Source organism: Caldibacillus sp. 210928-DFI.2.18 (assembly GCF_020554505.1).
GTDB classification, from domain to species: domain Bacteria; phylum Bacillota; class Bacilli; order Bacillales; family Caldibacillaceae; genus Caldifermentibacillus; species Caldifermentibacillus hisashii.
In genome coordinates this window covers 1-20226 of record NZ_JAJCHL010000047.1, presented here as the reverse complement: position 1 = coordinate 20226, position 20226 = coordinate 1, and the positions used below count along the sequence as shown (strand labels likewise).

The 20226-nt window shown below is 36.6% G+C and carries 15 protein-coding genes and 1 tRNA gene; 9 read left to right on the top strand and 7 right to left on the bottom strand.

Annotated elements, in window-relative coordinates:
* Positions 1-573: 573 nt before the first annotated feature.
* Positions 574-1230 (top strand): phosphatase PAP2 family protein, encoded by a 657-nt coding sequence (locus LIZ98_RS10845; RefSeq protein WP_034769365.1) that lies wholly within the window; start codon positions 574-576, stop codon positions 1228-1230.
* A 35-nt stretch (positions 1231-1265) separates the two neighbouring features.
* On the top strand, positions 1266-4538 hold the full coding sequence (locus LIZ98_RS10840) for a DEAD/DEAH box helicase (protein ID WP_227139902.1): 3273 nt from the start codon (positions 1266-1268) through the stop codon (positions 4536-4538).
* 141 nt (positions 4539-4679) lie between these two features.
* Here the strand turns inward: LIZ98_RS10840 and LIZ98_RS10835 are convergent, their stop codons facing one another.
* Both LIZ98_RS10835 and LIZ98_RS10830 read right to left on the bottom strand, forming a co-directional pair.
* The gene (locus LIZ98_RS10835; protein WP_227139903.1) at positions 4680-5045 is read right to left on the bottom strand and encodes a hypothetical protein; all 366 of its coding nucleotides are present in this window, start codon (positions 5043-5045) and stop codon (positions 4680-4682) included.
* A gap of 94 nt (positions 5046-5139) precedes the next feature.
* Positions 5140-5213 (bottom strand) — tRNA-Pro (locus tag LIZ98_RS10830).
* A 459-nt stretch (positions 5214-5672) separates the two neighbouring features.
* On the opposite strand from LIZ98_RS10830, the gene LIZ98_RS10825 reads away from it, so the two are divergent.
* Positions 5673-6236: a CBO0543 family protein gene (locus LIZ98_RS10825; RefSeq protein WP_227139904.1), complete on the top strand. Its 564-nt coding sequence runs from the start codon at positions 5673-5675 to the stop codon at positions 6234-6236.
* Positions 6237-6320: 84 nt separating this feature from the next.
* Here LIZ98_RS10825 and abc-f read toward each other — a convergent pair whose 3' ends face one another.
* Positions 6321-8141, bottom strand: coding sequence for a ribosomal protection-like ABC-F family protein (gene abc-f, locus LIZ98_RS10820; protein ID WP_227139906.1), 1821 nt, complete (start codon positions 8139-8141; stop codon positions 6321-6323).
* A 124-nt stretch (positions 8142-8265) separates the two neighbouring features.
* Between abc-f and tnpA the strand changes: the two genes are divergently transcribed.
* On the top strand, positions 8266-8682 hold the full coding sequence (tnpA, locus tag LIZ98_RS10815; RefSeq protein ID WP_094246129.1) for an IS200/IS605 family transposase: 417 nt from the start codon (positions 8266-8268) through the stop codon (positions 8680-8682).
* Entirely contained in the window at positions 8683-9963 is a 1281-nt protein-coding gene (locus LIZ98_RS10810; RefSeq protein WP_227139907.1) for an RNA-guided endonuclease InsQ/TnpB family protein, read from the top strand.
* A 417-nt stretch (positions 9964-10380) separates the two neighbouring features.
* Here the strand turns inward: LIZ98_RS10810 and LIZ98_RS10805 are convergent, their stop codons facing one another.
* Complete coding sequence (locus LIZ98_RS10805; RefSeq protein ID WP_034769372.1) at positions 10381-10671, bottom strand: hypothetical protein; 291 nt, start codon at positions 10669-10671, stop codon at positions 10381-10383.
* Between the two features lie 230 nt (positions 10672-10901).
* Here LIZ98_RS10805 and LIZ98_RS10800 point away from each other — a divergent pair, with 230 nt between their 5' ends.
* The 4 genes from LIZ98_RS10800 (at position 10902) to LIZ98_RS10785 (ending at position 15491) form a co-directional block, all read left to right on the top strand.
* Entirely contained in the window at positions 10902-11942 is a 1041-nt protein-coding gene (locus LIZ98_RS10800) for a YhcN/YlaJ family sporulation lipoprotein (protein ID WP_227140163.1), read from the top strand.
* Positions 11943-11964: 22 nt separating this feature from the next.
* Positions 11965-12108 carry a hypothetical protein gene (locus LIZ98_RS10795; RefSeq protein ID WP_192878710.1) on the top strand — a complete coding sequence of 48 codons (144 nt, stop codon included), beginning with the start codon at positions 11965-11967 and terminating at the stop codon, positions 12106-12108.
* 816 nt (positions 12109-12924) lie between these two features.
* Positions 12925-13938: an alcohol dehydrogenase AdhP gene (gene adhP / locus LIZ98_RS10790; protein ID WP_034769559.1), complete on the top strand. Its 1014-nt coding sequence runs from the start codon at positions 12925-12927 to the stop codon at positions 13936-13938.
* A 59-nt stretch (positions 13939-13997) separates the two neighbouring features.
* Entirely contained in the window at positions 13998-15491 is a 1494-nt protein-coding gene (locus LIZ98_RS10785; RefSeq protein ID WP_034769376.1) for an aldehyde dehydrogenase family protein, read from the top strand.
* A gap of 211 nt (positions 15492-15702) precedes the next feature.
* On the opposite strand, the gene LIZ98_RS10780 is transcribed toward LIZ98_RS10785, so the two are convergent.
* The 3 genes from LIZ98_RS10780 to LIZ98_RS10770 are packed head-to-tail and all read right to left on the bottom strand — an operon-like array spanning position 15703 to position 19945.
* Positions 15703-17142 carry a sigma-54-dependent transcriptional regulator gene (locus LIZ98_RS10780; protein ID WP_227140164.1) on the bottom strand — a complete coding sequence of 480 codons (1440 nt, stop codon included), beginning with the start codon at positions 17140-17142 and terminating at the stop codon, positions 15703-15705.
* Positions 17139-18782 (bottom strand): sensor histidine kinase, encoded by a 1644-nt coding sequence (locus tag LIZ98_RS10775; protein ID WP_227140165.1) that lies wholly within the window; start codon positions 18780-18782, stop codon positions 17139-17141. Before LIZ98_RS10775 ends, LIZ98_RS10780 begins: the two co-directional genes overlap by 4 nt.
* Before the next feature lie 14 nt (positions 18783-18796).
* Positions 18797-19945 (bottom strand): iron-containing alcohol dehydrogenase, encoded by a 1149-nt coding sequence (locus LIZ98_RS10770; RefSeq protein ID WP_227140166.1) that lies wholly within the window; start codon positions 19943-19945, stop codon positions 18797-18799.
* Between the last annotated feature and the right edge of the window lie 281 nt (positions 19946-20226).

Below are 20226 nucleotides of genomic sequence, written 5' to 3'. Positions count from 1 at the left end.
TAATTGAATCAAGTTTTTGCAGCTACGTGTATGAAGAAACAAGAATTTTCCTAAACCAATGTGTAATGAAATAGAATCATGAAAAAATTGACCAGTATAGTACCAATTTTCCCCTGTGAAAAATTATTTCCCTTTATAAAACTATTATATATTGAATAGAAAAATTTTACTATGATTCTTTAAAAATTCCTCTTCTTGACAAATTTTCTTGCTTAAACTTTTTACGGTTTAGAAAGAAGACAGGGTTTGTTAAAGTATTTTACTAGAAAAAAATACTAAAAAATAGATGACATGTTCACCAGAATAACGATATTATAATAAAAGCCAACTAAAGATAATGATTTTGAGACCGTATTTAATTTCCCGCTTGAAGACTCTTATATTACTAGGTTTCATTTTGGCTAATAATCGTTATAATAATTTTATAGGTTCTAGTTTAAGGTGAAGTAGTAAATAATAAACTCTTTCAATCATATATAAAATGCAAATATCGTCAAGCACTTATAGAGAAGCACGCAAAAATCAATGGGACGATCAACCTGTTCCCATCTCACTCGGAGGATAATTGAAAATATGAAAAGCTTTATTAAAACATATAAACACTTCTTTTGGACACTGTTATTATTACCGCTGTTATTTTGGTTTAAATATTTGGAGGCTACGAATATACCAAAATTCATAATCTATAGCCCGCTGGATGACTTAATTCCTTTTATCCCCATTTTTGTCATTCCGTATTTACTGTGGTTTTTTTATGTAGCTTTTGGGTTAATTTATACCGGACTTCATTCCAAAAAAGATTTTTATCGTATGCTTACTTTTATGGGTATTGCTATGGCCTTTTCTTATACGATTTATGCGATTTTTCCGCATGGTCAAAATTTAAGACCGGTCATTACCGGGAGTGATCCGTTTTCACTGCTTATAAAACATATTTATGAAACCGATACGTCGACGAATGTATGTCCAAGTCTCCATGTGATCAATTCTATTGCGACACATTCTGCGCTTCGACACTCGGAGGCATTTTCAAAAATAAAATACGGGAAACTCGCATCAGGATTAATGCTTGTATTCATCTGTATGTCAACGGTATTAATCAAACAACATTCAATTATTGACGTTGCAGCAGGCTTGGTTACTGGTTTAGTATTATATATGTTTATATACGTAATACCCGAGTTGAAAGAAAGAAAGTCCTATAAAAAAGATTTTTCACCTTTTATGTAAAGAGTAATTAAGCTTAAGGGAGGTACATTGTTTCGATGGGGTACTTAATGAATATTGACCTGCTAACGAAAAGTGAAATTAAAAGGATGTTCACAACTACGACCTATCAACGTGGGTTAAAATATTATAAATCTGGACGTGTCAGAAATCTATATTATGATCCGATTAATTATAAATGGGGGGCAGAGGTGAGAGGAACACAAACGTATGAAGTGGAAATAGTAGCTAAAGAAGATGGAATTAGCTGTAATTGTGATTGCCCTGCTTTTGGTGAATATTGGGGTCCTTGTAAACATATTGCTGCTGTATTATTAAAAATACATGAACGGGCCAATATCCCTGTAAAAATCAAATCATTATCTGAACTAAATAGGAGCAGTGAACAAGACAGACAAGCTCAATATATGAGGGAATTAACGAATTCATTCATTCAAACAATTTCCACCTTTTCACTGAATTTTGACCAAACCATACAAAAAAATCGCAAACCATTGATGGTAGACTGGATTATTGAGGTGAAGAAAGGCTCGTACCGATTACCAAAAATTTTAGCGGTTGAAATGAAAGTCGGGTTAAACCGAACTTATGTAGTAAAAAAAATAAAAGAGTTTTTAAAAGCTGTGGATCAAAAAGTCCGATATCCTTTTACTGCTAAGTACTCCTATGATCCGATAGAACAAATGTTTACAGAACAAGATCAGGAAATTATCGATCTATTAATAGAAGCAATCAAATACGATGAACTCTATAAAGAAATACATGACCTTTACGATCAATCTTCCTATTCACGGGAAGAACGCAGTATTTCAATTCCGCCTATGCTCATCGACCAATTATTAGCAAAATTTGAAGGGAGGACGATCCATTTTCAAAAAGACAAACATGTATATAATCAAATAAAAGTCATTTCTAATCAGCCCCCATTATCCTTGAAATTGGATAAAGGAGTTGACAATGGGTTTCAATTGGATTTGAGTCAACTGTTATCTTGGGAATTTTGGGATTTTTATGGATATCTCTCAAGGAAAAACTATTTTTATAAAATTTCTCCTGAACAAGAAAAAATAATAGAAGAATTGAAGAAAATGATTTCCAAGATGCGTACACCTATCCTTCCCATTGCCGATGATCAAATTGAACCATTTGTTTCTCAAGTTGTTCCGGTTATTGAAAAGACAAGTAAACTGGAAATTACGGATCATGTGGCAAGTCAAATTGTCAAATTACCATTGCAAGCGAAAATGTATGTGGACCGAATCAATGATATGTTAACCATTTCGATTGAGTTTTGTTATGGGAAGCACAAAATCGATCCGTTTGTAGTAAATTCTGACCGGACAAATGGGCCAATCATTATGCGGCAAACCGGAAAAGAAGAGGAAATAATGGACATTATTGAATCTGCGCCTTTGAAATATAATCGAGACGGATTATATGTTGAAGGGGAAGAAGGAATTTTTGAATTTTTATATGAAACATTGCCCCAGCTTGAAGAAAAAATGGAGATTTACTTAACACAGGCGGTAAAATCATTGTTATTACCGGAAAGAAGTACACCGACCGTAAATATTGATGTGAATTCAACCGGAAACTGGTTAGAAGTTGGTTTCGATATGGAAGATGTAAATCGCCAAGAGATTGAGCATATTTTGCAATCGGTCGTGGAAAAGAAACGGTATTATCGCCTAAACAATGGAGCATTCGTCAACTTGCAATCGGACGAATTTCAAACCGTTCAGCAAATTGTTCATGAATTTCAAATAAATCCGCGCCAGCTTCAAGATGAAACAATACCACTGCCTATTTTCCGCGGCATTCAACTTGATGAAATGTTGCAAAACGATTTAGGGAGCGTGGCAAAATATGGAAATCAGTTTCGGCGTTTGTTGCATCATCTGAAACACCCGGAAGATCTTGATTTTTCAGTCCCAGATACACTACAGGCAGATTTACGTGACTATCAATATAATGGGTTTCAATGGATGAAGACACTGGCTGGTTTTAAGCTTGGCGGTATTTTAGCAGATGAAATGGGGCTCGGTAAAACAGTACAAGCAATTGCCCTTATTTTATCATCTTTTTCAGAAAGTGAGTTGACCAAACCGGCTTTGATTGTTGCGCCTGCTTCTCTCGTTTATAATTGGAAAAATGAATTTCAAAAGTTTGCGCCAATATTGGATGTTGCGGTAGTTATCGGTTCACCGCAGGAACGACAGGACATTTTGCAAAATGATCATTTACCGCAAGTCCTAATTACATCTTATCCAACACTAAGACAAGATATTGATAAATACTTGGAATATCAATTTAGTACATTTATTTTAGATGAAGCGCAATCAATCAAAAACCATACAACGAAAACAGCAAAATCAGTTCGGCAAATCAATGCAGAAACTTGTTTTGCTTTAACCGGTACACCAATTGAAAATTCTGTTGATGAACTTTGGTCGATTTTTCAAAGAGTCATTCCAAACTTTTTCCCGCCATTAACAAGATTTCGCCAAATCGAGCCTGAAAAAATTGCAAAATTGATTCGTCCATTTTTATTAAGAAGGGTAAAAAAGGATGTTTTAAAAGAGTTGCCGGATAAAATAGAGTCAATCAATTATTCAGATTTAACCAAGCCACAAAAGGAATTGTATCTTGCTTATCTTGAAAGAATCCGAACGGAAGCGGCTGAATCAATCCAGAAAAATGGCTTTGAAAGGAGTAAAATTAAGATTTTAGCCGGATTAACAAGATTGCGACAAATTTGCTGTCATCCGTCTTTATTTGTTGATAATTACCAAGGTGATTCCGGTAAGCTTGATCAGTTGATGGAAATGATTGAAAATGGAAGAGAAAATGGCAGGAGAATGCTTGTTTTTTCTCAATTTACTAGTATGTTAGCGATTATTCGGGAACGATTGGAACAAGCAGGTGTCAAGTTCTTTTATTTAGATGGTCAAACGAAACCGAAAGAACGCGTAGATATGGTTGACTGTTTCAATGCAGGGGAAGGCGATGTTTTTCTAATTTCTTTAAAAGCTGGAAATACCGGATTGAATTTAACCGGTGCCGATACGGTTATATTATATGATTTATGGTGGAACCCGGCTGTTGAAGATCAGGCAGCAGGAAGGGCGCATCGAATCGGACAAAAGCGGGTTGTGCAAGTGATCCGTTTAATCACCCAAGGAACCATTGAGGAAAAAATGTATGAGTTGCAGCAAAATAAAAAGGAATTAATTGATACCGTCATTCAAGCCGGAGAAGAAGGCATTGCCAAATTAACAGAAGAGGATATTAAAGAAATTCTAAACTTGTAGAGCACAGAGCAAAAACAAACAAACCACCTCACAACTAAAGTGAAGTGGTTTTATTTATGAAACAGGGTTTTCATAAGAAAGATCTCACATTTAACACACTAAAACCGTGCTCTTCTAATTTTTTGTATAGCACTTTTTCAGTCAATTTTGTTTTAACTTGAAGATTTCCAACTCATTTTTGGTTGTTTTTTGATAAGTGAAGTCAACAGTAGTCTTGATATCGGACATCTCTTCCTTTATATAGTTAATTTCTCCGTGCAGCTTATGAACATCAGTGGAAATGGCATCCAATTTAGCATCCGTTTCTTCTTGCCGGTGTATGACCGCTTTTAATAATTGTGTATTTTCATTTACCTGAGATTTAATGGTTTGGGCTTCACCTTTGATTGTTTGCATATCGCCTTTTAGGGTTTGGACTTCGCCTTTGATTGTTTGCATTTCTTCTTTGATTGGTTTTAATGCTTCCTGAATGATTGATTCTAGCATTGTTTTTAATTCGTTATTCACTTCATTCCCTTCCCCTTTTCATAATAATTCCTCAAAAATGAAGGAACGGCATCCAGTAAACTGAAAACCGCTCAATACCCACGTCTTTATTATATCGGGAAAACAGGATTCGAACCTGCGACCCCTAGCACCCCATGCTAGTGCTCTACCAAGCTGAGCTATTTCCCGGTTTTTCATTTTTCCAAAAGTACTGCTGACTAATACTTATTATATAAAAAACGAACAATATATTCAATAAAAATTAAAGAAATGCAGTTCAACTCGATTTAGGTATAATTGAAATAGATGGATGATTCATAAAAGAAGGGGATGTTCATATGAGGGAATTAATCGGAGAATGCGTGTCTTGTGGTAAATATGTTTATTGTGAAAATGGGTTTTTCAATGGGGTTCACGAGGGTGGAAAATTATATTGTACTCGTTGTGGTCATGATTTAAAACAACAGGAAGACTGTAAAAATAATAGCTGAAAAACTTTTACAAACGATCAGAATTGAGCCTTGAATAAGAGGCAATTTCCTTATGAATTATGCAATATCTCGCCAAGGTGGTGTAATTTGAATAGAAAGTGGAAAAATAGCCAAAATATTGTTCAAAAGAGATAAATTCTATAAAAGGATGATTCCATTGGATATTCGTATCGAACAATTCGATAAAATCGTAAAAATGATCGAAGGTGCACAAGAGGCACTTAATAAATATTTTTTTGAATATCGTATTTTTACTACTTTTGAATATTGGTTAATGATCTTCTTTCTTATTGCACCACTTGTACTTCTCTATATTAAAATTGACAAAAGCAAACTATTTGAAATATGTTTTTACGGATATAGTTTCCATGTTGTTTTCGGAATGGTCGATTTATATGGAAGAAATCTTGGATATTGGAATTATCCTTTCCCCGTCCTTCCGCCAATAACGGGTTTATCATTAGATGCCAGCCTAGTCCCGGTAACATTCATGCTTGTTTACCAATGGACGATCAAACGCAAAAAAAATTATTACATCTACAGTTTACTGACTGCGGTAATCTTTTCCTTCCTTTTCAAACCGGTTCTCGTTCGGATGGGTCTATTTAAACTGTACCAAGAAATTAATTATATCCATCTTCTTATCTGTTATGTAATTGTTGTCTTTGTAGCAAAGTGGATGATGGATTTATTTTTATGGATAAGGAGGAAATACGCTTGAAACCATCAGTGGGACAAAAGATTCCCTACTGATGGAAGTTTTACCGACCTAACCGTTTAATAAGGAATGGTTTTATCAGACTTCTCAAGAACCATTTAATTTCTTCTCGATTTCCTCGATTTCTACTCGAATTTTTTTGATTTCAACCAGTCTGCTTTCTTCTTGAGCCGGATCTACATTTTCATCTGTCATTAATTGTGTGTATCGGAGTTGTAATTTTTCAAGCTTATTCATCATTAGCTGAACCGGGTTTGAAAATGTTTGATGCTTTTCCCATTCATGGTAACTACCGGGATAATAATCAACTTTACCTTTTTTAATATACGCCACTTTATTGGCTACTTTCCTTAAAAGGTACGGATCATGGGCAACAAGTACAATTGAACCCGGGTAGACGATAAGAGCATTTTCAATCGTTTCTCGGGTTGGTATGTCGAAATAATTGGTCGGTTCATCCAGTACAAGTAAGTTGGCATTGGAAAAATACAGTTTTACAAAGGCAACCCGGCATTTTTCTCCCATACTTAATGTGCTGATTTTTTTAAAAACATCTTCGCGACGGAACAAGAAACACGCCAAAATCGTTCGAGCATCCGCTTGAGTCATATTGGGTATCGTCAAAATTTCATCTAAAATAGAGTTTTCAAAATTTAAATTTTCCAGCTCTTGAAAGAAATAGCCAATCTTTAACTGAGGATTTCTTCTCACTTGGCCACAATCGGGTTCTAAAATACCTGCCATTAGTTGCAACAATGTGGTTTTCCCGCTTCCATTCGGGCCAACAACCGCCAATCGATCTCTCCAATTTAACTCCAAATAAACATTGGAAAAAATCGGCATTGTGCTATAGGAAAATGTCACATTAATCAGCTCAAGCATTTTTCTTCCGCCAAAATCATCAGATACAAAATTGGTTGAAATCGTTTTGGTCAGTTCCGGTTTATCAATTTTTTCCTTTTCCAATCTTTCCAATACTTTTTCTTTTGCTTTCATTTTGGTCGCTTGTTTAGCCGCCTTCTTTTGTGCATACGGATCACGTACACTTGCACCTGCATTTGCTTTATCATACCATTGTTTGTATTGGGTAATCGTTTCTAGCAGTTTTTTACGTTCCTGCTCCTGTTTTTCATACAACTTTTGCATGGTTTTGTATTCATGTTCTTTTTGCTGCTTATATGAGAAATAACCACCTGAGTATTTTTTTGTCCCACTTTTGGTCAGCTCATAGGTTGATGTGGCGACGTGGTCGATAAATTCCCGTTCATGGGAAATGAATAACACACTTCCTTTGAAATTTAAAAGCCAATCTTCAAGCCAGTGGATCGACTCGATGTCCAGATGATTCGTCGGTTCATCAAGAATGATTAATTTCGGTGATTGTAACAGGACTCTCGCTAGCTTCACCCGTGTTTTTTGTCCGCCACTTAAATTTGCATAGGGAAGATTCCAAAGTGGTTCCGGGATGCCAAGTTGTTTTAACGTTTTTTCTACATTCATCTCCCAATCGTAACCATGGACGTCTAAATACTTTTGCAGCCGTTTGTTATATTCTTCAATCACCTGTAAGTCTTCCGGTTGTTCAGCAAGTAGTTGACTGTAGTGTGTCAGTTCGTTTTTGATAACTGCATTCGGATGGTTTGCAATGACGAAATCCATGACCGTTCCATTATCCCTCTGATTTTCTTGCACCATGTAGCCAATTTCTTTTTTATTTACGCCGTATTGGACATGCCCGGACTGAGCCGGGAGCCTTCCCAAAAGGACCTTAATGAGTGTTGTTTTCCCGATGCCGTTTTCACCGATCAGTGCAATTCGTTCTTGTTCTTTTATTTCAATGGAGACATTTTCAAATAATTTTTGTCCGGCAATTTCAACGGCCAGATTATTTGCCTTTAGGATAGACAAGCGAGAATCTTCCCCTTTTTAAAGGGGAGATGAATCGCTTTTTTTATATTTTATAAAGACTATATGTGGTTTATTAAAGATTGAAATAATTGGTTTTTTTGTATATTTTTGATATACTATATGTATGAAGAAAACAAATTTAATTCACGCAAGAACTTGTGTTTATAATGTCAATTATCATATTGTATGGTCTGTGAAATATCGAAAGAAGGTTTTGACACAAGAGGTTGAGTTATATCTCAAGAAAATTTTTAAAGAGATTGCAGAAGAAAAAGGTTTTCTGTTGCAGATGGTAGAGGTGGGTGAACAAGATCATATTCATGTATTTGTATCAGCTCATCCAAAAATAGCACCTTCTTATATTGTCAAAATGTTAAAAGGGATTTCAGGGAGAAAAATTTTTCTGCAATTTCCTGAAATCAAACAAAAATTATGGAAAGGAGTATTATGGAACTCTAGTTATTATATTGAAACCGTTGGCTCTATTAGTGAGGATGTCATAAAACGCTATATTGCTAACCAAAAGAAAGGTGGTGACTAAATGAAAAAGGTATCGTATTTCACCTATAAAGCGAATCGAACCAATCAAATCATCTTATATCACTTGTGTTATGCCAGTCGTAAGTTATGGAATGTGGGGAACTATGAAAAACGGAATTGGTCGAAAGAACAAGGTGTACCGTTCCCGAATTGGTATGAACAGAAAAAACGATTAAAAACACATTTTTGGTATAAACAATTACCTGCTCAATCAGCACAAGAGGTCTTAAAAGTCTTGCAAGAAGCGTGGGTGTCTTTTTTCAAACTAAAGGAAAGCAATGGAATAGATAATCCACAACCACCACGATTCAAACATCAAAACTTTAATGTCCGTTTTCTAAATAACAGTTTCAAATTGGTGGAGAACAATACCAAAATTCGTTTACCCATTCCAAAGGCTCAAAAAGCCTTTTTAAAAGAAACGTATGGATTGGAAGAAAGTTATCTTTATATCCCGATTCCGAAACATATCGAAATCGAAAAGATAAAACTGATTGAAGTGAAACCCATCAGTCGAAAAGAATATACGATTTATCTGATTCAAGAATACAAAGATGTACCATTGAAACAAAAGAATAGCACGAAATTTTTATCGATTGACTTAGGGATTGCCAATGCGATGACTTGTTATGATTATCAAGGAAGAGCACACATCATTTCAGGAAGGCAATGGCTATCCGTTGAACGCTACTTTCATAAACAAATCGCCCATTTTCAAGCGATTGGTTTCGCTCAACAATGTGCTAAAGGAATACAATACCCGAAACCTTCCAGACGTGTGTTACAACTTTATCAAAAGAAAAGAAAACAAGTGCATCACATGTTGCATTGTATGACAAGAAAAGTGATTGATATTGCTCTGCGACAAGGAGTCGAAACGATTGTGATTGGTGACATTACAGGTATACGAGAACAAGCGAAATTCAACAAGAAAACGAATCAAAAATTGCATGGTTTTCCGTATGCGAAAATCATTCAAATGATACGGTATAAAGCGCAGGAGCAAGGAATAGATGTTCGTTTATTAACCGAAGAATACACCTCTCAAGCATGTTCAGTATGCCAAATGTTCCCTTGTGAAGAAAACGCAAAGCCGAGTAATCGGATTCATCGAGGGTTATATGTATGTAACGACTGTCATACAGCCATCAATGCGGATGTGAATGGTGCTATCAATATCAGCAAAAAGTATCTGAAAGAGATTAAGGCTTTATCTCAATCAGTAGTGGTGTTGGACACGCCGACTGTGTATACGTTTAACGGACAACAGTTCGTTGCGTAGAACAGGAAGCTCGTCATTTCAATGACGAGTAGTTCACTAAAAACATACAGATTCCCCCTATATTTTGCCAAACAAAAAAGGCACGAGGAACCTCGCGTCTAAAATGGACAAACCGAAGAAACCGGAATAGACCGGTTGAATATAAAAGTTTCCGAACGATTAGACATCAAATTAGACACAGGAATCCCGTTCTTTGCTGAATGGCAAAGTAAATTTTGCATATAAAATTAGTTGTGCAAAAAAGAAACGGAATGATCCAATGTGTTAATTTTGATGCCTCCTTTTACTTAGTTAATATTATTATACACTAAATTTTCCAGACATACGACAAAAATATGTGAAATAATTTCAACTCTCTCATTGATGGAAGTTTCACATATACGAAAGCAATTTTGCACTAATTTGGACTATCTTGTTTTAAAATATTTTATTGATTTCTTTTAACCTGTATTTTGAATTTCCATTTTCTCCAAGTAAAACGCTCTGAATATTATAAGTGATTGCACTGTTAATGAATTTTTGTGCTTCATTTTTATCGGGAAGCATCTTTAGTAAAGCAAGGATATTTTTGATTTCATCGTCAATGCTAACGGTAATTAAATAATCTTGTACAGTTAAGTAGTAATTTTTATACATAATTTTTTCAAAAGGATCAATGCCAAATTGATCATAAACGACTGTTGCTAATTGATAATAGTAGTCGTTCATTCACATTACCTCCTTGTGCCATCTCACCGTTAGGAACTCGGCAGATTAATTTATGGATTTGTAACAACAGATTTTTCGAAAATAATGATTACCTTCATTATTAACCAAAAATTCACATACCATGCCATCACAATAACGATTATTTTCCAGCAAATTTGCATTTTCTCCCTCGAATAGATTTTCATGAACAAGACAGGATATAGACGAGAACCAGAGAAGGAGTGAAGAAAATGAAAATGAAATGGTTCATAACAGGTGTTGCAGTTGCTTCTTTATGTCTTACAGGGTGTACAAACAATGACAATGCCGGCGACAATAACGATAATGGTACTCAATTTACCCAAAATACACGCAATAACAATAATGCAAGACCAATGTATGTGAAAAATAATACCCGTAACAATCAAAATGTAAAGACATCAAGAGCTGCTGAACGTGAAGTAGAGAAGTTGAAAGAAGTGGAAGATGCGCATGTTTTCATTACCAACAATAACGCTTATGTTGCGGTTAGACTTTCCAAAAATAATCGTGGAAATACCAATAATCAAGGAACGACAAATGTAAATTTTGACAATAATGGAAACGCAACTCGCAATGGGGCATTAGATGGTGATGGAAATACATTTATGGAAAACGGGAGAGTAAATCCGGACAACAATAACAATAATACAGATGATGGCACTATTAATGGAAATGATGATGCGGGAAATAAAAATGACAGAACTCAGACTGGACGAAATGCTGGTACATTTGCCGGTGACAATAATAGACAAAATACCGGTATCGGGTTCAATGGAAATAGAACAGGTCAAAATTTAGGTACAGGAACCGGCGGCAATTCTACCGGGCAAGATGTTGGTCCAGCCAATAATACGGGTCAAAATGGTGGTACAGGGATAGGTAGAAATAGAGCCGGTCAAAATGTAGGTACAGGGATCGGTGGAAATACGACCGGACAAAATATGGGCACACAAAATGGGGAAACAACGAATCGAAATGGAGCAAATAACAATGCAAACAATACCGCTCAATATATTCCGGTATCCAATGCATTTGAACAAAAAATTGCCGATGCTGTTCGCCGGGCAGATGACCGAATTTCCCGTGTGTATGTTTCTGCAAATCCTGATTTCTATGATCGTGTAAATACGTTTGCAAATGATATGCGCACGAATAATAATAATAATAATGATGGTTTGTTTGACAGATTCAATGATATTGTCGATGACTTCTTCGGCACGGCCAATAATGACAGAACAAATACTCGATAAATCAATAATGAGGGAATGAAATATGAGAAAAAAAGACCAATTTTTAGCCGGAAACAAAATTACGAAAGACAATCAAATTTTTGGTACACCGAATAGTAAAGCAAAGGACGGAACTGGAAACTCACCAAATGATGATATAGGTCAGAAAAAAGGCCAGCGATTGTAACAAATTTGATAAATTAGAGCTTGGGTATGTACCCGAGCTCTAACTTATATTTGGCGACGAGATCAATTCTCGTCGTCGTATTATGTTTACGGGGAAATTGGATTATTCCATTTAGCTCTACCTAAAATTGATGGATTTAACTCGCCTATGTCACTAATGCCGATTAATCCTAGCGTAATGTCCAGATCAGCAATGATATTTTGCAATTGAAACATGTTTGTTCTTTGCTTGTAAATAATTTAAAGAAAGTACTGGTGCTTCACTATACTCAAATGGGATCGGAACAATGTCACCCTTTTTAATCAGATAATCCTGCCTCACCCAAAAATCGGTATAAATTCCAATGGCTAAGTCGTTAGCAATGATATTTTTAATGACATCATTATTATTTGAATATTTTCAGGAGTAGATTAATCGAAAAACTGCTTTAGAGGCGGATACCTATATGTTGTCGGCCTTTTTCTTTTTTAATTATTATTGATTTATAAAAAGATAGGAGAGAATCTTTGAATTAGTTATATTGTCTATGTCCAGAATCTCTGTTCTTTTTTACAGTCTTACTCCCGGACGCGTGGACCAATTATTTGTCACTGATAGCCGTAATTACGGCGGAAAGTGCCAATTTTTCGGCTCTAGGCATACCAATTCTTGATCGCTAACAAGTACAGTACTGGCTTTGAATATAGAAATCCAGCTAACAAACGCAAGCGAAAAATAATAGGGGGAAAGCGCCTCCATAATTGGCACGTTTTTTGCAAATTAAATAGTGAATGTTAAATTTTGAGGGGAGAGGTAGAAATGGATTCAAAAAATTTAATGAAAGCTGCAGTTGTCAATGAGTTCAAACAAGAATTGGAAATCAAGGAGGTACCGGTGCCGGAACTGGAATATGGGGAAATTCTGGTGAAAATTAAAGCATGCGGCGTTTGTCACACCGATTTGCATGCGGCACACGGTGATTGGCCGGTCAAACCAAAGTTACCGTTAATTCCCGGTCACGAAGGTGTTGGAATTGTAGAAAAAGTTGGTGAAGGGGTTACTTCCATTAAAGTGGGGGACCGAGTTGGAATTCCTTGGCTGTATTCAGCTTGCGGTGAATGTGAATATTGTTTAACAGGTAGAGAAACTTTATGTCCAAATCAATTAAATGCAGGTTATTCTGTTGACGGCGGCTATGCAGAATATTGTAAAGCACCGGCTAATTATGTCGTTAAAGTTCCGGAAAATTTAAGTTTTGAAGAAGTTGCACCGATCTTTTGCGCAGGGGTAACCACTTATAAGGCATTAAAAGTATCTGAAGCAAAGCCAGGGGACTGGGTAGCGATTTATGGAATTGGCGGTCTTGGTCATGTTGCCCTGCAATATGCGAAAGCAATGGGGTTCAATGTCATTGCCGTTGATATTCAAGATGATAAATTAGAGTTGGCAAAAGAATTGGGTGCGGATTTAACCGTCAATGGTATGAAGACAGATCCCGTTCAGACAATCAAAGATCAAGTTGGCGGCGTACAAGCAGCTGTTAGTGTTGCGGTTACGAAAAAAGCATTCGAGCAAGCTTATCATTCGGTAAAAAGAGGCGGAACATTAGTTGTTGTTGGTCTTCCTAATGACGAACTGCCAATTCCGATTTTTGACACGGTATTAAACGGGGTTACGGTAAAAGGTTCTATTGTGGGAACGAGAAAAGATTTACAAGAATCTCTTGAATTTGCGGCACAAGGAAAAGTACGGACAAATATTGAAGTGCAGCCACTTGATAATATAAATGAAGTATTTAAGCGGATGGAAGATGGAAAAATTAATGGACGTGTTGTATTAAGTATTTCATAATATTTTGAAAGCGTTAACACCAGGGGGTTATTCCCCCGGTAAAAAGGGGAGGGAATAGAATGCAAAATGTAAATACAAAAGGAGTAAAACTATCTCCTAGATTAGAACAATTTTTAAAATCAGAGAAAAAGCTTTATATAAATGGAGAATGGGTGAATAGTCAATCCGGAAAAACTTTTGAAACCGTAAATCCAGCGACAGGAGAAAGGTTGGCAAATGTTACCGAGGCCGGTCCGGAAGATATCGATTTAGCGGTTAGAGCTGCAAGGGAGGCATTCGATCGTGGTCCTTGGTCAAGAATGGGAACTGCTGAAAGAAGCCGCTTAATTTATAAACTGGCTGATTTAATGGAAGACCATAAACAAGAGTTGGCACAGTTGGAAACTTTGGATAACGGAAAGCCTATTCGTGAAACGTTGAACGCCGATGTTCCATTAGCAATTGAACATTTTCGCTATTATGCCGGCTGGGCAACGAAAATTGTCGGGCAAACCATTCCGGTACAGGGGAATTATTTCAACTATACCCGACATGAAGCTGTGGGTGTTGTCGGTCAAATTATTCCGTGGAACTTCCCGTTACTTATGGCTGCATGGAAGCTTGGTGCCGCTTTAGCAACCGGTTGTACTGTTGTCTTGAAACCCGCTGAGCAAACTCCATTATCGGCTATTTATTTAGCCAAACTAATCGATGAAGCTGGATTTCCTAAAGGCGTCGTTAATGTAGTACCGGGCTTCGGGGAAACAGCAGGTGCACCACTTGTCGAACATCCGTTAGTCGATAAAGTTGCCTTTACCGGATCAACGGCTGTCGGGAAAATGATCATGCGAAAAGCCAGTGAAACATTAAAACGCGTCACGTTGGAACTGGGCGGGAAATCACCGAATATTGTCTTGCCTGATGCTGACTTATCAAAGGCAGTTCCGGGTGCGTTAATGGGTATTATGTTTAATCAAGGGCAAGTATGTTGTGCCGGTAGTCGTTTATATGTTCAAAAAGGTTTATACGATAATGTGGTAAGTGATTTAGTAAGTTTGACAAAAGACATTCAACAAGGAAACGGCTTGCTGGAGGATACAACGATGGGGCCGCTTGTATCCAGTGAGCAACAAAAACGGGTGAAAGGATATATTGATAAAGGGGTTGAAGAAGGAGCAGAACTGTTAAGCGGTGGGAATATCCCTTATAGTCAAGGTTATTTCGTTGCACCGACAATTTTTGCCGACGTAAACCATTCTATGACCATTGCGAAAGAAGAAATTTTTGGTCCTGTTGTCGCAGCCATGCCCTTCTCCGATATAGATGATCTGATTGAAAAAGCGAATGACTCTCACTACGGGCTTGCTGCTGGGGTTTGGACGCAAGATATTAAAAAGGCTCATTATATTGCACATCGCTTAGATGCAGGTACGGTTTGGGTCAATTGTTATAATGTCTTTGATGCGGCAAGTCCTTTTGGCGGTTATAAACAATCCGGAATCGGCCGGGAAATGGGAAGCTATGCGTTAAACAATTATACAGAAGTGAAGAGTGTCTGGATTAATATGGAATAAAGTGAATTATTATCAGGGGATCTTCAACCTAGGTGAGTTGCACCAATCGGACGCATGCAGGTAGCCGGTCCCCTATTTTTCTTCTTTGTAAACTTGTTACTACTCGTTAAGGTGGAATAAATCAGATCGTTCTCAGAACCTGATTGTATACTTTGTCAGAATAGGTTTCAAGATTTGGATGTCTTGAAACCTGTTCGTGTTTTTAGTGCTGTCATTTTTCATTAAGTAAGTAGCGTAATTTTCTCATTGTAATTTGCAGTCTTTTTGCCGCTTCTTTTCGATTTCCTTCAACATCTTTAAGCGTTTTCATGATAAAGGCTTTCCCCACATATGCTTCTAGATCCTTGACCTGGTCGAGAATCTCTTCTAAACTTATTTCTTCTTTTTGATTAAAAACTGTGAGAACTTGATTTGTCCAACGATGAAGATAACTTTCAAGTTCGCTTTCTTCACTTTTTTTACTTATTGTTCTTCCTATATTCGGGTGTGAAGAGATAGCAAAATAGGATATCGGCAAGTCACCAGGTGTAATAACGGCTTGATTTGAATCGGTTAAAGCTACAACTCTTGTAACAAAATTGGCTAACTCACGAATATTTCCGGGCCAATCATACCTTTGCAAATAGGCCAGAGCATCATCTGAAAAAGTAATATTTGAATTAGGAAAGCGTTGTAATAGGTGTTCGATTAGGTACGGAATATCCTCTTTTCGCTCACGAAGCGGTGGGATTGTTAAATGAACGACATTTAATCGATAATACAAATCTTCTCTAAATTTTTTGTTTTTTACGGCTTCTTGGAGGTCTTCATTCGTTGCTGCAATGAGTCTCGTATTTGTCCGGAAAATTTTATCGCTTCCAACAGGCATAAATTCTCGTGTTTCCAACACCCGTAACAATTTTACCTGAATTGAACGAGACGCTTCTGCAATTTCATCAAGAAACAATGTACCTTGACTGGCGATGGAAAATAATCCTTTCCGTTGTTGAGTCGCTCCGGTAAAGGCTCCCTTTTCGTGACCGAACAATTCACTTTCTAATAGTGATTCGGGAATGGCACCGCAATTGACCCCGATAAAAGACTCTTGGCTTCTTGGGCTTGCATGATGAATAAATCTGGATAAAACTTCCTTGCCTGTGCCTGTTTCCCCTTCAATTAACACATTCACATTTTTTTGAGCCACCTTGTAAGCTGTTTTCAGTAGTTGCTCCATTTTTTCACTTTTGCCGGTAATAAAGCCGATTTCATGGGCGATGCTTTTTATAGTTTCTTGTGCAGTTTTATCATTATCTTCCAGTAAGCTGTCTATTTGTTTTTCCAATAAGTCAATATCATCAAATGGTTTTTCAATATAATCAGAAGCACCGAATTTTATTGCTTCCACAGCTGTTTTTATCGTGCTGTACCCGGTCATAATAATGGCCTTACAGCGAGGTTGGAACTTTTTTAGTTGTTGTAAAAGGGTTAGACCATCCGCATCAGGTAATTTTAAATCAATCATCGCGGCATGAAATTTTTGTAAGGAAAAATTAATTGAAAAAAACTCTTTTCCACTATTTACAACTTGTACCCGATATCCTTTTGCGGTAAAAAGGCGGGACAAAAAGTTACCAATCTCGATTTCATCATCGATAATTAATAAATTGATCACATTTTCACCTCAGTTCCTTGAGAAGATTGAACAGGTAATTTTAGTGTGAAAGTACTTCCTTTATTCAGTTGACTAATCACATCGATGGAGCCGCCGTGTTTTTTGGCAATTCCTAAACTAACCGATAATCCTAACCCGGTTCCGCTTTTCTTCGTTGTATGAAACGGGTGGAAAATGTTCGATATCCGTTCTTCTTCAATTCCGATTCCATTATCTTTAACAGTTAAATGAAGTTCGTTATGCTGATAAGAGGTTTTAATTGTTATTGCCTTTTCTTGGCGGGATGTTTGTTCCAAGGCATCTTTCGCATTTAATAGTAAATTGATGATGATTTGTTCAATCTGAGTCCGGCTGCCCTCAATTAAAGGTAAATCCGGTTGTAAATGAATATGAAATTGAATTTGATTTTTTTCAAATTGATATTTTATTAGATTTAGTACTTGACTGACCGCTTCATTTAAAGATACAGGTTCAAAAATATACTCGTCCTGTCTTGAAAAAGTTAGAAGACTTTTAATGATTTGCTTGCAGCGATCACCGCATTTTTTTATATCGTAAAGGAGAGAAAAGACCGGATCTTCTTTTGAAAAATCTCTCAATAACAACTGGGAATTTCCTAAAATGGCTGTTAACGGGCTGTTCAGTTCATGGGCAATCCCTGCAGCCATTTCGCCAATCGCAGCCAATTTTCCGGAATGAATCAACTGTGCTTCCATTTTTCTTTTTCCTGTTACATCTTTGATATAAGCAATAACACCGTATAAATTATTTTCTTTATTATGAATCGGATAGCTATATACTTCACAGATTGTTTGATCCGGGTAATTTAATTCCAAATAACCGGCTTTTTGAGCGTTAAATGTATCGATAATTAATTGTTTCAATGATGGTTCATTTATTAAAAGGTTCGTTTTTTTCCGAATTTGATAAAAATCATTTGCCGCGTCATTATATTGTAAAATATGTAAATCTTTATCAAACACAATGATCATATCATCAACTGCTTTAAATGTGTCTTCCCATTGTTGTTTCGCATGTAAAACTTCACCGTATAATTGAACGTTTTCAATGGTTATCGCCAAATGATCGGTCAGTTGTTCAAGAAAGGACAGTTCATCTTCGTTCCAAATGGTTTGATCCGTACGCCCCATACACAAGACGCCGATTTTTTTATTTTTACTGTAGATGGGAAGTACTAAAATCGTTTGTAAATGAAGTGCTGCTAAATGTTTTTTTTCATAGAAATGAATGGGTGAGCCGACTAATTCCTGTAAAATTATTTTTCTTTCATTTAACGCAGTCCAATAAAGAGAATTATGTTCAAAAATGGTCGAACCGATTTTTACACAGCGGCTGTCTTTAGGGTAAACATTGACGAGAACAAGTTTGTTGTTTTGTAGTAAAGATATGCTGATATGGTCAAAATCGATGAGCATCTGCAATTTATCAATCATATTTGATAAGATATTGTCTAACGGCATATCAACTTTTATACTTTTCATTATTTCGTTCATGATTTCTAATTGTAAATTTTTCTTTTCCAATTGTTCGACCGTTTTCTTTAGCTCCGTGTAGTAATTTTTTTTAGAAGATTTTATTCCTGTTAACTGGGCAATCATTTCTTGTTTTTCTTCAAGCATAATCGTTCACCGCCTTATAAGATGTTTTCCAACAATGTTTTCACTTGAATAAAATCCATATCGCGAGGATTTGTAATCATACAAGCATCTTCTAGTGCGGTTTGACTAATCAGGTTGATCTCATCTTCAGTTATGCCAATATTCCTTAACCTTTTCGGAATTCCAATATCCTCTGATAATTGATTGACAAATGCAACGGCTCGATTTCCTGCCTCACGCTGTGTTAACCCCCTTGTGTCAATGCCCATGATTTCAGCGATCTCTGTAAAACGTTTCGGCACGGCAATAAAGTTAAAATCCATAATATGCGGCAAAAGGATGGCATTGATTTCCCCATGCGGAAGTGGAAATCGGCCACCAATGGCGTGTGATATGGCATGAGCAGCACCTAAAATCGCATTGGAAAAAGCAAGTCCGGCTTGTAAACTAGCCATAGCCATGGCCTCTTTTGCTTCCATATTCGTTTTTGAGGCGACGGATGGGCGTAAATAATTTGTGACAAGGTAAAGTGCATTTTTAGCTTGCACATCGGTTAATGGTGTCGCGGCAATACTGACATAAGCTTCAATCGCATGTGTCAGCACATCCATTCCCGTTGAGGCAGTTAATGCACTATCCTTTGTCATTAAAGTAAAAGGGTCGATGATGGCAATATCAGGTACTAACGTTTTCGATACAATGGTCATTTTTCTTTTTCGCTCGGAATCAACGATAATGGAAAACTGTGAAACCTCTGAACCCGAACCGGCCGTTGTCATAACCATGACCATGGGAGGGAGCGGTTTTTCAATTTTATCAATTCCCTCATAATCACTAATTTTTCCACTGTTTGTCGCCAGTATTGCGATTGCTTTCGCTACATCTAAGACACTGCCGCCACCGATTCCGATAATGGCGTCACACTCATTTTCCCGAAAAACAGACACACCTTTCACAACTTCAGTATCTTTTGGATTCGTTGTTATGTCTGTAAAAGTGGCATAAGGTAAATGACTGTCTTTACATGTTTGAATAATTTTTTCCAGCCAACCGGCGTTCGCTACCCCTAAATCACTGACAATAAGTACTTTTTTGGCTCCTAAACGAAGGCACGCTTCACCGACTTGGCTTATTGCATTAGAACCGAAAATGATTTCAGGTGTTACAAATTTTTTAATATGCATAAATACCACCCTATTAGAATTTTTATCAAAATATTTTTTTAAAAGAATTTCGATTTTAAGGAGATTAGTATAATCTTGTTTTTGAAAGAGCTTTCATTTTCAGTTAGGATTCATGTGATCTTATAGAAAGTATATCTTCTGACTTGTTTTAAACCCACATTTCGCACGTCTTAAGTGAAATTCATCGTAATTTTTGAATGAACTTTATCTAAATGGCTTGATGGGGTGATATCTTCATTTTTTGATGGATTTTCGACAAATTTCTATTGAATTCGACATTT